General features: G+C 32.9%; 17 protein-coding genes. 13 read left to right on the forward strand and 4 right to left on the reverse strand.

Going from position 1 to position 13,142, the window contains the following annotated elements; genetic code table 11:
* Positions 1-174 precede the first annotated feature (174 nt).
* The 5 genes from CAB05_RS12740 (at position 175) to CAB05_RS12760 (ending at position 3,197) form a co-directional block, all read left to right on the forward strand.
* Positions 175-1,221 carry a CAP domain-containing protein gene (locus tag CAB05_RS12740; protein WP_158093261.1) on the forward strand — a complete coding sequence of 349 codons (1,047 nt, stop codon included), beginning with the start codon at positions 175-177 and terminating at the stop codon, positions 1,219-1,221.
* 116 nt (positions 1,222-1,337) lie between these two features.
* Entirely contained in the window at positions 1,338-1,748 is a 411-nt protein-coding gene (locus CAB05_RS12745) for a YlbD family protein (RefSeq protein ID WP_158093262.1), read from the forward strand.
* Positions 1,749-1,758: 10 nt separating this feature from the next.
* A complete protein-coding gene (locus CAB05_RS12750) occupies positions 1,759-2,043 on the forward strand; it encodes a YlbE-like family protein (protein WP_088000207.1) in 285 nt (94 codons plus the stop codon).
* Between the two features lie 65 nt (positions 2,044-2,108).
* The gene (locus tag CAB05_RS12755) at positions 2,109-2,681 is read left to right on the forward strand and encodes a histidine phosphatase family protein (RefSeq protein ID WP_088000208.1); all 573 of its coding nucleotides are present in this window, start codon (positions 2,109-2,111) and stop codon (positions 2,679-2,681) included.
* A gap of 60 nt (positions 2,682-2,741) precedes the next feature.
* The gene (locus CAB05_RS12760) at positions 2,742-3,197 is read left to right on the forward strand and encodes a YlbF/YmcA family competence regulator (RefSeq protein WP_088000209.1); all 456 of its coding nucleotides are present in this window, start codon (positions 2,742-2,744) and stop codon (positions 3,195-3,197) included.
* A gap of 264 nt (positions 3,198-3,461) precedes the next feature.
* On the opposite strand, the gene CAB05_RS12765 is transcribed toward CAB05_RS12760, so the two are convergent.
* On the reverse strand, positions 3,462-3,782 hold the full coding sequence (locus tag CAB05_RS12765) for a hypothetical protein (protein ID WP_088000210.1): 321 nt from the start codon (positions 3,780-3,782) through the stop codon (positions 3,462-3,464).
* A 105-nt stretch (positions 3,783-3,887) separates the two neighbouring features.
* Here CAB05_RS12765 and CAB05_RS12770 point away from each other — a divergent pair, with 105 nt between their 5' ends.
* A complete protein-coding gene (locus tag CAB05_RS12770; RefSeq protein ID WP_088000211.1) occupies positions 3,888-4,166 on the forward strand; it encodes a YlbG family protein in 279 nt (92 codons plus the stop codon).
* An 84-nt stretch (positions 4,167-4,250) separates the two neighbouring features.
* On the opposite strand, the gene CAB05_RS12775 is transcribed toward CAB05_RS12770, so the two are convergent.
* Positions 4,251-4,640, reverse strand: coding sequence for a DUF7147 family protein (locus CAB05_RS12775; RefSeq protein ID WP_088000212.1), 390 nt, complete (start codon positions 4,638-4,640; stop codon positions 4,251-4,253).
* Between the two features lie 341 nt (positions 4,641-4,981).
* Here CAB05_RS12775 and rsmD point away from each other — a divergent pair, with 341 nt between their 5' ends.
* Entirely contained in the window at positions 4,982-5,545 is a 564-nt protein-coding gene (rsmD, locus tag CAB05_RS12780) for a 16S rRNA (guanine(966)-N(2))-methyltransferase RsmD (RefSeq protein ID WP_088000213.1), read from the forward strand.
* A gap of 11 nt (positions 5,546-5,556) precedes the next feature.
* On the forward strand, positions 5,557-6,048 hold the full coding sequence (coaD, locus tag CAB05_RS12785; RefSeq protein ID WP_088000214.1) for a pantetheine-phosphate adenylyltransferase: 492 nt from the start codon (positions 5,557-5,559) through the stop codon (positions 6,046-6,048).
* On the opposite strand, the gene spoVV is transcribed toward coaD, so the two are convergent.
* Entirely contained in the window at positions 6,049-7,278 is a 1,230-nt protein-coding gene (gene spoVV / locus CAB05_RS12790) for a dipicolinic acid transporter SpoVV (protein ID WP_235821445.1), read from the reverse strand.
* A gap of 175 nt (positions 7,279-7,453) precedes the next feature.
* On the opposite strand from spoVV, the gene CAB05_RS12795 reads away from it, so the two are divergent.
* Together CAB05_RS12795 and CAB05_RS12800 are read left to right on the forward strand one after the other, a co-directional pair.
* Complete coding sequence (locus CAB05_RS12795) at positions 7,454-8,260, forward strand: patatin-like phospholipase family protein (protein ID WP_371870380.1); 807 nt, start codon at positions 7,454-7,456, stop codon at positions 8,258-8,260.
* Positions 8,235-9,260, forward strand: coding sequence for a SepM family pheromone-processing serine protease (locus CAB05_RS12800; RefSeq protein WP_088000220.1), 1,026 nt, complete (start codon positions 8,235-8,237; stop codon positions 9,258-9,260). The genes CAB05_RS12795 and CAB05_RS12800 overlap by 26 nt, the downstream gene beginning before the upstream one ends.
* An 86-nt stretch (positions 9,261-9,346) precedes the next feature.
* Here the strand turns inward: CAB05_RS12800 and CAB05_RS12805 are convergent, their stop codons facing one another.
* Positions 9,347-10,582 carry a nucleotidyltransferase gene (locus tag CAB05_RS12805; RefSeq protein ID WP_088000222.1) on the reverse strand — a complete coding sequence of 412 codons (1,236 nt, stop codon included), beginning with the start codon at positions 10,580-10,582 and terminating at the stop codon, positions 9,347-9,349.
* 770 nt (positions 10,583-11,352) lie between these two features.
* Between CAB05_RS12805 and CAB05_RS12810 the strand changes: the two genes are divergently transcribed.
* The 3 genes from CAB05_RS12810 (at position 11,353) to CAB05_RS12820 (ending at position 13,073) form a co-directional block, all read left to right on the forward strand.
* On the forward strand, positions 11,353-11,868 hold the full coding sequence (locus CAB05_RS12810; protein WP_088000224.1) for a YceD family protein: 516 nt from the start codon (positions 11,353-11,355) through the stop codon (positions 11,866-11,868).
* Between the two features lie 55 nt (positions 11,869-11,923).
* Positions 11,924-12,097, forward strand: a complete 174-nt coding sequence (gene rpmF, locus CAB05_RS12815) for a 50S ribosomal protein L32 (RefSeq protein WP_025672195.1) — start codon at positions 11,924-11,926, stop codon at positions 12,095-12,097.
* A gap of 208 nt (positions 12,098-12,305) precedes the next feature.
* Positions 12,306-13,073 carry an enoyl-CoA hydratase/isomerase family protein gene (locus CAB05_RS12820; protein ID WP_088000226.1) on the forward strand — a complete coding sequence of 256 codons (768 nt, stop codon included), beginning with the start codon at positions 12,306-12,308 and terminating at the stop codon, positions 13,071-13,073.
* The last annotated feature ends 69 nt before the right edge of the window (positions 13,074-13,142 follow it).

The following is a 13,142-nucleotide window of genomic DNA, read 5'->3' on the forward strand; positions in this document are numbered from 1 at the left end:
TTATTACCCCCTAAATTACTTAGAAAAAATCCCTACTAATATAATATTATCAATGACAATAATTAGCAATGAAAAGCTGATAAATGTATTTTAACTAATTTATATATTTTTTTGAATAATTTGGCTACAATGGATATATATAAATTAGATTACTACCGAGAAGGGAAGATAAAAATGGAAAAGCTTTTAAAACTTTTCTTTTTTACAATAAGTTTTGTAACTGTATTTATATTCAGTCCACTAATCAAAGATTGGTTTATAAATATAACGAACGTAAATCAATTTCAAAGAGTTGATGAAGTTCAAGTACCTTTGACAGAACATACTGATACGAAAAGTGCAGCTAGTTTTTCTGTTATAGAATATATCGGTAAGAGTGAACAAGATGTAATGAAAGTCTACGGTAAGCCATCAAGAAAGGTTCCTTCTCAATATGATTATGATTGGCTAATTTATGATAAAGACCCTGCAAATTACATACAATTTGGTATTTTGAATGGTACTGTAGTGACAGTATATGTTGCTGGCAATAAAGTTGATGTATCACCTTTTTTAATAGGCAGTCATTATGAAGAATCAATTGATCATGTAAATTTACATGAGAAGTTGTCTTTTTCATTATTAAATAATGAATATACATTTAAGTTATCAACAACGGATTTACATGAACGACCACTTGTTGCAGTGAATGATAGTTATGCTCAACTTTATTTTGACCGATTTACTGGAAGTTTATTAGGTGTAAGATTCCTTTCTCCTGAAACGCTAGTAAAGCAAAGACCATATGAACTAGTCTATAGTGGTAAACTAATAAGTTCAAAACCTTTAAATGAAGCCAAACAAGCTATTATAGATCGTGAAGAAGAAAAACAAATTTTTAATCTTACAAATGTTTACCGTAAAAGAATGAATTTATCAACATTAAAATGGAATAAAGAAGCTGCAAAAGTAGCATTAGGTCATAGCAAAGATATGGTAGAGAACAAATATTTTGATCACCATTCATCTTTGTATGGTAGCTTAGCTGATCGGTTAAATGATGCTGATGTTCCATATCGCTTAGCTGGTGAAAATATTTCTGCTAATTATGTTGATGGAATTGCTTCTGTTTATGGTTGGATTAACTCAAAAGGTCACCGAGTGAATATGTATAAAAAAGATTACACCACACTTGGAGTTGGAGCATATAAAAAATATTACACTCAAAATTTTATTAAATAATTAAAAATCAAGCATTAACGTTTCGTTATGTGCTTGGTTTTTTTATTTCCATACAAGCACGAAATTATTCTTCATACATAATTTTGTAATAAATGCTTTTAATTGGAGTGAGATGTATGAGAAATAATCATAACCGTCCATCTATCGAACAATTCAGGCAATTTGCCAAAGAACATCCTAAGCTAAGAGATGAAGTCAAAAAAGGGAATAAAACGTGGCAACAATTTTTTGAAGAATGGTATTTATATGGTGAAGATAGTGATGAATGGAATGCTTATAGAACAGATGGTGGAAAAGCAACATCAAAAAAAGATCAAAAGAAAGAGCAATCAGAAGAAGGATATGTAGGAAAAGTAATGTCCTTTGTTAAGAATTTAGATCCAGATCAAATCCAGGATCATTTATCAAATGTAAATTCAACTTTAAATAATATTCAGCAATTAATTTCTCAGTTTAAATCCCCAGCTCCATCTGGTCAACGTGAAGAAAAGCAAACGTCACAACCTTTTAACTTCAGACAGGATTAAGGAGGTTGAAATGAGAAAAGATGTATTAGATTTTCTACAGAGCGATGAAGAGTATATTAAATTTATTAGACAACAACCAAAATGGTATAGAAAACTTTCTCGTAATCCTGAATTAGTTGAAGACTTCAGACTTGCCTCGTTAGAGTTTTTTGGAAAAACGATACCTCAGCGTGTAGATAAATTGCAAAATCAAGTTCAAATGGCTTCATTTATGATTGATATGTTTCAAGTATTAAAAGAACAGCAAGGTCAAAGTAGTACGAGTGATTCTGATGATGCGACTGAAAATGAATAATATTTTATACTGTCATAGCTTTTTGCTACAATAAGGGTTACAAGTTTTTAAAAGGAGCAAAAGTTATGACAGAAATTTGTTTAGTTAGACATGGACAAACAGATTGGAATCTTAATCATATTATCCAAGGTAGAGAAGATATTCCATTAAATGAAACTGGAAAACAGCAGGCATATGACAGTGCACGTTTTCTTAGTGGAGAAAAGTGGGATACAATTATAACAAGTCCATTATCTAGAGCAAAAGAAACTGCAATGGCAATTGCGGAGTTTACTAATATTGATCAAATTATTGAAGATGTTCGATTTGTAGAAAGAGAATTTGGTGAGGCTAGCGGAAAACCTGTATCTGAATTTCATGATCATATCTATCATGACAATGTAGTTGGAATGGAGACAAATGAGCTTTTAATTAAACGAGCTTTTCATGCACTCCAAGATATTGCTGAAATTCATAAAGATAAAAGAATTGTGATCGTTGCTCATTCACATACAATTAAGGCAATTTTACATGCAATTGATCCTATAAAGGTTCCTTTTCAAACTGTTTTAAAAAATGCATGCGCGAATTATATTGAATATAAAGATGGTAACTGGAAGATAAAAGCATTTAATGTATCAGAACATATAAATAGCTAAGCATGTACTTTTATTTTACGAATTATTTATGGTATAGTTTATACTTGGAGGTGTAAGGAAATGTACGCAACAATTGAAACCTTGCAACTTATGACAGTATCAGAAGAAATTGCTTCTATGATCGTACAATCTGATGTTGCAGATCAGTATAGAGCTTCATATATAGCCTTAAATAATGACAGAACCGCGCAGGACATAATCCAACGCTTTACAAAGACGAAAGACTTATATGAGGATGTTCAACGTTTTGGAAAGTACCATCCTGATTATAAAGTAATTCGTAAAAATATGAGTGAAGTCAAAAGAGAACTACAATTGAATGAAACGATTGCTGCTTTTAAACAAGCGGAAGACGCGATTCAGTTGCTGTTAGATGAGACAAGCTACTTAATTGCTCAATCTGTTTCACCTTCAGTAAAAGTTCCAGCAGGCAATCCATTCTTTGTAAATACTGGTGGAGGCTGTAGTACTGGAGGCTGCGGTACAGGCGGTAAATGTGGATGTAAAACAAAGTAATATAATTACTAAGAATGACTCATTAATGATTAGTGAGTCTTCTTTTTTATTAAAGCTATTTTCTAAACAAATTGCTGTTTTTAGGATTTTAAAGGAAATAGTCAAAAGTTGATTAGAACGTAAAGTGCAAGACTCCTGTAGGAAATGTATGATAGATGAGCATCCTCGAGGCTTAGGAATCAAAGAAAAGGAGTATCCTGGAGTTGTCATCAATAAACCTATTCTTATGTCTTAACAATATGTACCCGAAAATAGCTATATCAATTATTTTCGGAATCTAGTACAGTTTATACATTCATTTCCACAACAGAACATTTTTTGATTTGGAACGTAAAAACGATGTCTAAAGATCAAGATATTCTGTTCGGCTCGGACAAATTCAATTCGATAAATTAACTTATATTGTGTTGTATACTGTTTAGAACATGTTAAAACGATGTTTTTAATAAATGCCTCGCTTTTTTCGGGGACCAGTGGTTGAATATATAAAAAGATAACGCCACAAATTAATTTATTAGAAACTTCTTTAACTTCATCATTTGAAGTTATACATAAAAGAAATTGTTCCCAAATATCATCTAGCATCTTTATTCAACCCTTTCATACGAATGAATTATGAAAGTTTCATTGCAAAAGAAAATTGGGATATGATATTCTATTTCTAACGGATTTTTTAAAGGAGAAAGTTATATGTTTGTGCAAAGACAAGGTATTATCATTTATTTACAGTCATTAAAGCAAGCAAAAATGTTACGTAAATTTGGAAATATTCACTTTGTTTCTAAGCGTTTGAAATATGTTGTCTTATACTGCAATATGGATGATATTGAACGAACAATAGAGAGATTGAAGAAATTTCATTTTGTAAAAAGAATCGAATTATCATATAAACCTTTTATCAAAACTGAGTATGAAAATGCGAAGCCAGATCATGCGAAAGAAAAGGAATATGATTATCAAGTAGATTAAAAACGATTGAATGGTAAACTTAATTTAGGAAATTACTTCTAAATTAAACACCGTTCAATCGTTTTTTAATGAATTTGAATCAATTTACTTCATTGGTGGAATAAAATGATTAAGTCTTAAAATGCCAATTAAATATTGTTGATATAATTCTATTGCGTGGAAAGAACTTGAATGCCTAATATGTAATGTAATAATTTCTTTATTTAATGTTACAGCTAGATCTTCAAATAGTTCTTCTCTTTTCGTAATTGAATTCTCTTTTAGTGTAATACCTTCTCTGCAATAATATATTGGTTGAAATTCGCCAATAGAAGTAGGGCTTAAAATAACTGCAAACGTACAGCATTTTTGATTATTTTTTTCAGATGTTAACTTAAGTAAAAATTTTACTCTATCTTTCTGAGATTTAGCTAATTCAAATAATTCATATAAATCGGAGTAACCTTCTCCAATTTCAATCATGCGTTGGATCATGATGAATCCCCCTTAAATATCTGTATTACATTGGATATGCATCACTTATTTTACAGGAATCAGACATAAAAAAAAACCCCGCATTCGCAGGGCCCCTCTTATTAAAGTGTAATCACTTAAAAGAAGGCAAAGGGAGAGGAGAAACCGGAGGAAGAACTTATGGGGAAACGTAAGTCTTCTCCGCGGTTGGCAACAACATCAACTGAGATGTTGTTAAAAATAGTTATAACCAATGAGAATGATTTTATACATTAGAAGAAGAATATGGAAAGAATTGTTTTTGTTTGTAGAAATTTATGATAGGATATTTTGAGAATTGATAAATATAGTAGGTGTAAATAATGAGAGTAGTTTCAGGTAAATGTAAAGGTTTGAGTTTAAAAGCCGTTCAAGGTACAAGTACAAGACCAACAACAGATAAAGTAAAAGAAGCGATGTTTAATATTATTGGCCCTTATTTTGAAGGCGGCACTGTTCTTGATTTATTTGGCGGCAGCGGTGGACTCTCGATAGAAGCTTTAAGTAGAGGAATGGATAAAGCAATCATTGTAGACCGAGAAATGAAAGCAATCAAGACGATTAAAGAAAATTTAGAGACATGTAAACTTTCATCGTCTGCAGAAGTATATCGAAATGATGCAGAGCGTGCGGTCAAAGCAATCATTAAAAGAGAAATGCAATTTGATTTAATCATATTAGATCCCCCTTATAAAAAGCAGCAAATTGTTTCATTGATCGAAACATTTGACGAAAAAGAATTGTTATCTAATGATGGTACAATTCTAGTAGAACATGCAACTGATGTAGAATTACCGGAAAATATCGGTCATTTTGTCAGAACAAAAGCAGAAAAATATGGAATTTGTGGTGTTTCTGTGTATCATAAAAATAAGGGAGAAATATAAGGGGGTACAACATGAAACGTATTGCAGTGTGTCCTGGTAGCTTTGATCCAATCACATTAGGACATCTTGATATTATTAAACGTGGGGCTAGGGTGTTTGATGAAGTAATTGTTGTCGTATTAAATAATTCAGCAAAAAATTCACTGTTTTCATTAGATGAACGAACAACATTAATTTCTGAAGCGACTAAATCCATAACGAATGTAACGGTAGATTCATTTAGTGGCTTATTAATGGATTACGCAAAATCTATTAATGCTTCTGCCATTTTAAGAGGACTAAGAGCAGTTTCAGATTTTGAATATGAAATGCAGATTACTGCAATGAATAAAAAATTAGTAGATGAAATTGATACTTTTTTTGTCATGACGAATAATCAATATTCTTTCTTAAGTTCTTCAATTGTGAAAGAAGTTGCTAAATATGGCGGAAATGTAAAAGATTTAGTTCCTGAATGTGTCAATATTGCATTAGAAAATAAATTTAAGAAACCTCAAGTTTAATTAAAACTGAGGTTTCTTTTTTTGTATATATATTCGATATATGATGATGAGCACGTAAATATATAAAGCGGTCAATGTAATGATTGGACCAATCACAAAAATTGAATCTATATGAAAATGTTGTTCTGTAAAGTTATTTATTACTGTGATTGTTTTATGGTTCGACCAGCTCGCCAATCGATCAACATATAATGGTTTCCAAAGTAGTACTGCAAGTATAGGGGCAATCACAGATTGTAGTAAACGACCAATCATATACGGCTTCATACTCATTTTTACTTCCGAAATAATACTTGCGACTTGTGCTTGAATCGAGAAGCCACCAAAGCCTAATATAAAGCTTGTTAAAGCAACTTGTTGTAATAATGTACTATTCGCAACATCACTCACTAATTTTGATCCTAACGTGATTTCAAATAATCCAGAAACAAAAGGAGTGGATAGGTCTTGATGGATACTTGACTTTGAAATGAAAAATGAAATGATTTTTCCGACTTGGGTTATGAAACCAACTTCAATCAAAAGCATGTTCAAAACGGAAAATACGATAATAAACCCACCAATCATGAGTAAAGTTTGGATGGAAGAGGCGATCGCATCTCCTAAAATCTTACCGATTGGTCTTTTTTCTTTCATTCTTTTTTCATGTAGTACTGTGAAAGCGTGTTTAATTCGATTTGAAGGGGTTTTTTCTCGTCTAGAATAGTTGGGTTGGTTTTTGCCGTAAAACCTCATTAACAGGCCAACAAGAGCGTTTGATAGGTAATGACTAGCAGCCAGAACAATTCCTATGTTTACATTATGAAAAAATCCAACAGATATTGCGACGAAAATAAATAATGGATTAGAAGAGTTCGTAAATGAATTTAGTCTTTCAGCTTCTAATTTTGTTAACTCTCCATCTTTGTATAATTTAGCAGAAAGCTTCGCTCCTGATGGAAATCCTGAAGCCATTCCCATCGCCCACACAAAAGCTCCAACTCCTGGAACTCTAAATAATGGCCTCATGACAGGTTCTAAAAATACACCTATAAATTGTACGATTCCAAAACAGATTAATAGCTCACTTAAAATAAAAAAGGGTAGCAAAGAGGGAAAGACGATTCCCCACCACATTTCTAAACCTCGAGTTGAACCTTTAAATGCAACATCAGGGTAAATGATAATGGTTGCGGTTAGCGTAACTAGAATGATAAAAATAATCAACGTAATAAAATGATTTTTTTTCACGAACAAACCTCCAACAAATGATTGGAACAAAATTTGATTCATCTTATATTGTCGTAAATTGAATGAATAGAAAATATGTTATTAATATATGGATCCAAAATAAAACTTGTACTATTCAATATACGTTAAATGAACTCGATTTTAGACCAATTTAGTTTATATGGAGGGGAATAAATTGAATCCGAAAATTGGTATAGCACTAGGGTCAGGTGGTGCAAGAGGTTTTGCACATATTGGTGTAATATCCGTGTTAAAAAAGCATAATATCCCCATAGATTATATTGCCGGAAGTAGTATGGGTGCACTTGTAGCAGTCTTGTATGGAGCAGGTTCTAATATAGACAGACTCTATAAAATTGCGAAAGTCTTTAAATCAAAGTACTATATTGATTATGTTGTACCTAAAATGGGATTAATTTCCGGTAATCGGGCAAAAGAACTTATTAGAGCATTATCATACGGTAGAAAAATTGAAGATTTAGATTTACCAATTGCTGTCATCGCAACTGACTTGTTAACTGGAGAAAAAATTATCTTTAGAGAAGGAGATATTGCCACTGCTGTAAGAGGGAGTATTTCTATTCCTGGTATTTTTGTTCCAGAACCATGGAATGGCAGACTTTTAGTTGATGGCGGTGTGATTGATCGAATTCCTGTATCAGTTGTAAAGGATATGGGAGCGGAGTTTATTATTGGTGTTGATGTATCACCTATAAAAGTAAGTGGTGAAGTATCAACAATTTATGATGTCATTATGCAAAGTATTGAAATAATGCAGCACGAACTTGTTAGAAACAGAGAAACAGTTTCAAATGTTATGATTCGACCAAATCTAGATCATTTTAATTCAAGGAACTTTACTGACTTAGAAAATATTATTCAAACCGGAGAAGAAGAAACAGAAAAAATGATACCAGAAATCATTCATCAGATTGAACAGTGGAAGGAGAAGTATAGTGGAGAAAAGGATCAAGATACTTAATGTATTATTAGTACTAGGAATTGTCATGATACTATTAGTTTTTATCCCACTGCCATATTATGTGACCAAACCTGGATTAGCGGAACCATTAGGCCCATATGTAAATGTTGCAGGGGCAAAAAAAGATGACGGGGATTTTATGTTAACGACTGTCTCAATGAGTAAGGCAAATATTTATTCCTATATCGGTACGTATACTAATTCTGTTCATCATCTTTACAAAGAAAAAGAAATCTTAAGTGAAGGTGAAAGTAATGATGATTACCAATTTCGTCAATTACGATATATGGAAGAATCAAAACAAGCAGCAATCGTAAATGCATACAAAGAAGCAGGCAAATCATATTCAATTAACAAAACTGGGGTTGTTATCATTTCGTTATTAAAAGATATGCCAGCTTCTAAAGTGTTAAAGTTGGGAGATATCGTGACAAAAGTGGGAGAAAAGGAGATTCATTCAGTTAATGATTTTACGAATACAATCTCATCATCACCGACGGGGACGAACTTTCAGTTTTCTATTATTCGTAATGGAAAAAATAAAAAAGTTAGTATTACATCTAAACAATTTAAAGATGAACCGAAAAGATCTGGCATTGGCGTTTCAATAGTAGAAAATATAAAGCTAAGTACCAATCCGAAAGTTGAAATTGACTCTGAGGAAATTGGTGGACCTTCAGCGGGGCTAATGTTTGCTTTAGAAATATATGATCAATTAAGTGAAGAAAACTTAGCAAAAGGACATGAAATTGCTGGTACAGGTACGCTAGATACAGAGGGAGTAGTAGGTCCGATTGGTGGTATATCTCAAAAAATCATTGCTGCGTCAAAAGCAGGGGCGGAAATCTTTTTTGCACCAAATGAAAACGGGAAAAGAAATTCAAATTATAAAGAGGCTGTAAAAACAGCTAAAGAGCATAATGTAAAAATGAAAATTGTTCCAGTAAACACATATGCAGACGCAATAGAATACTTGAAAAATTTAAAGTCTAGTTCATAACAAAAAAACTGTTTTTGAATTCATCAAACAAATCGTTGTTTGGTTAGAATGTCATAAACAGTTTTTTTTATTTTTATCATTACTATTTATTCCCTACTAAATTGGCCCGAATTTTCATCATAAATAAATGGGTAAAGTGAGTATTCAGTATGAATTAATTTTTGCTGATTTTGTATTGAAAGAATAGAAGCATACGCATGTGTAGCCTTTAAGTCTGTACTTAAAGCATTTTGGTTTACTTGATTGATGGTTGTATAAATTGGTAGGTCTATTTGTTTTTTATTTACATTCAAATAAGCTTTGCCTTTTTGTGACATCCCTAATAGACGAATATACGGAACTCGATCAGTTTCCAAAATAGCATTCATTTCTTCTTTTGAGGTATTTGTTAACAAATGAGTTAATAATCTTTGAATGCGAGTCCATGTATATCTTTTTGTTTTGATTGAAGTCATTAAGTCCTCAAAGCTTGAACATTTTAAAATCGCATCGACTACTCTTCTTTCTAATCCCTCAACAGCTTCATAAATCAGGGATAAGTCTTCAAGCTTCGTTGTCATTAATCGATATTTTAAAAAAGGAAGATAATCATTCCATGAATGTAAGATTTCGTTTTCGTTTATGTATGTTTCAATTGCGTTTTTCGTGTAGGTTGGAACAAAGTTTGAAATTGAATCATCCTCTTTTTTCAGTATTTTACGAATTGCAGTTGCACTTGCTATACTTTGGTGGCTAGCTTCTTCATCGTGATAATTTGCAGCAATCCGTTTAATCGTAGTGCCCTGCATCTTACTTGAAAAGTGTTCGATCGATTCCAAGTAATGGATACCTAAAATATTGTTTGGTAAGGAGACATCTAGTTTCGAGGTTTCCAAATTTGTTTGTAGTGCAGTACTATACGCTGAAGGGTAACTCATTCCTTTATCAAGTAATGAGCGGATGCTCGTATTGATCGAGCTGGTAAGCAGTTTCTTTTGATTGATCAATTCATAAAATGTTTCAATTTTACCTTCTTCACTGCCAAAACAAACAGTATCACAATTCAAGGAATCTAAGATTGAAATAGCACCTTTTGCAAAAAGAGTTGCATGCTGGGTAGAGTAACTATATGGGAGCTCAATGACAAGATCTGCTCCAGCTTGTAATGCAAGTTTTGCTCTGACATGCTTTGGAACCACAGCCGGTTCGCCTCTTTGTAAAAATTGACCACTCATCACCGCAATAACAACATCGGCATTTGTTGACTGTTTTGACTGTGATAAATGGTAGACATGTCCATTATGAAGCGGATTATATTCGACGATCACTCCAACAGATTTCATGAAAAACACCTCCAATATTTACAAAATATGAGAAATTATACATATAGAATAACAGTATCAAGAAATAATTCGCAACTTAAGGTGAATTGTATTGTAATTTCTTGTTGAAAATAATATATTAGATAAGTTACATATTTTCCAATATCAGAATGATTAATATGGGAAGACTAGCTTATTGTTCACTTTTTGTAGTGTCTAGTTCTACAAGCTAGCTCTTCGGTAATATTCCATTAATCTTCGAAGTGGAAAAATCGCCACTTCTTCAAATGAATGGAGATATTCCCTTCAGAGCTGGGCGAGCTTGTTCCACTTTTCGTAGTGTCTAGCTCCAGGCGTTTGCCCCTCGAGGTCATAAGCCAATTTACAGCAAAGGTTAAAGAGCAACCTTCACTGAAAATCGTCTTATGCTTGTCGGAGCAGAGCGAACGCCTTCCGCTTTTCGTAGTGTCTAGTTCCACAAGCTAGCTCTTCGGTAATATTCCAATAATCTTCGAAGTGGAAAAATCGCCACTTCTTCAGATGAATGGAGATATTCCCTTCAGAGCTGGGCGAGCTTGTTCCACTTTTCGTTGTGTCTAGCTCCAGGCGTTTGCCCCTCGAGGTCATAAGCCAATTTACAGCAAAGGTTAAAGAGCAACCTTCACTGAAAATCGTCTTATGCTTGTCGGGGCAGAGCGAACGCCTTCCGCTTTTCTTAGTGTAAAGAAAAAATATTGACAAATGATTATAGGGATTATATAATTTTCATTGTTGCCTTGAGGTGGTTATTTATGAAATGGTCAGTGCACCAATTACAAAAATTAAGACATAAAGGTTTAAATTTAGATGAGACAATTGATGTAAGTCAATTGAAGGAACGGAATAAGGAAATTCGTGAAGTTTCGCCTATTAAAGTAACTGGACGAGTTGATTTTGGAACGAACCGATATACGTTTCATTTAACAATAACTGGATATTTAATTTTACCTTGTGTAAGAACATTAGTTGATGTAAAATATCCTTTGTCGATTACCACAACAGAAACGTTTTTTACAACATCTGAATGGAAAAGTGAAGATGAGAATTTTCACATCCTAGAGGGTGATGTGTTAGACTTAACTCCTGTGATTGAAGAGATTATCTTAGCTGAAATACCTTTGCAAGTTTTTGCTGAGGATACTGAAGGTAAAGAGACAGCTCCGACATCTGGTACAGATTGGGAAGTTAGGGAACACGTTGAAAAAGAGCAAAAAATTGACCCTCGACTTGCTGGATTAGCAAAATTTTTTGACAAAAAAGATAATTGAGAAGTACCGGATTACCGGCTTCATAACTAAAACTCACTTTAAGGAGGTGGGATCAATGGCAGTACCTGCAAGAAGAACGTCCAAAACTGTAAAAAGAAAGCGTCGTACGCATTTTAAATTAGCGGTACCTGGAATGGTTGAATGCCCAAACTGTAGTGAATTAACATTAGCACACCGCGTATGTAAATCATGCGGACACTACAAAGGAAAACAAGTACTTAGCAAATAAGCTAGTCATTTAAAGCACATAGGAAACTATGTGCTTTTTCCTTTTCTCCTTAAACTCCGAAATCCTCATATATTACCTCTTCCTGCGACGTAAGCCTGTTACCATCTAAAGATTCAATCTCTTACCTTCATCTTTTTATACTACTTACCTTATGTAAAACGTATAGTGTACTAGGGAGAATAATCGGTAATTAGAGAGAGGGATGTAATTGTCTGAAGTTATTACATATCAACGGGATAAAATAGATTATATCTTTTTGAATAGACCAAATAGTGGGAATTGCATAGACGAAACGATGGCCGATAGACTATTAGAAATCATTTACGACATTCATTATAAATCAGATAGTAAGTTAGTTGTTTTAACAGGTGAAGGATTAAAATATTTTTGTACTGGTGGTGACTTGAAGACAATTCTAAAATTTAAAGATGATCGTAAGGGGTTAGAAACATATTGTTTAAAAATGTGTGAAGTGATTTATCGAATAGCAATGTTACCTCAGATTACGATTTGTTATATTAATGGTTTTGGGTTAGGTGGTGGTTGTGAGTTGGCAAGTGCATTTGATTTTCGCTTTGCTAACCATAATGCAAAAATAGGCTTTATTCAAGGTCAGATGGGAATCCCTACTTCGTGGGGAGGTGGGACCATATTACGAGAGAAAATGAATCATCAAGAATGGATTACTCTTTTATCTTCCTCTAACATATATACTGCATATCAAGCGAAAAAACTTGGATTTATCCATGAGTTATGTAAGGATTTTATATCGTTACATAATGAAAGCTTTATTAGCTTAGCTAGAAGTATTCCAACGCATATACATCATCAAAATAAAAAAATAGTTACTAGAAAATGGGTTCAGGAAAGATTAAAAACTCGTATGGAAGAAGAAGTTATTTCAGCTCTTCCATTATGGTTTTCAGAAGAGCATATAAAAATTATTGAACAATTTACAAAAAAATTGGAAAAGTAATCTTCTACCTTTATATTTTATTGCATATGAATTATAGTAAAATCTGCTTATTGCATAAGAAATTGGAGG

Source organism: Gottfriedia solisilvae (assembly GCF_002128405.1).
GTDB classification, from domain to species: domain Bacteria; phylum Bacillota; class Bacilli; order Bacillales; family Bacillaceae_G; genus Gottfriedia; species Gottfriedia solisilvae.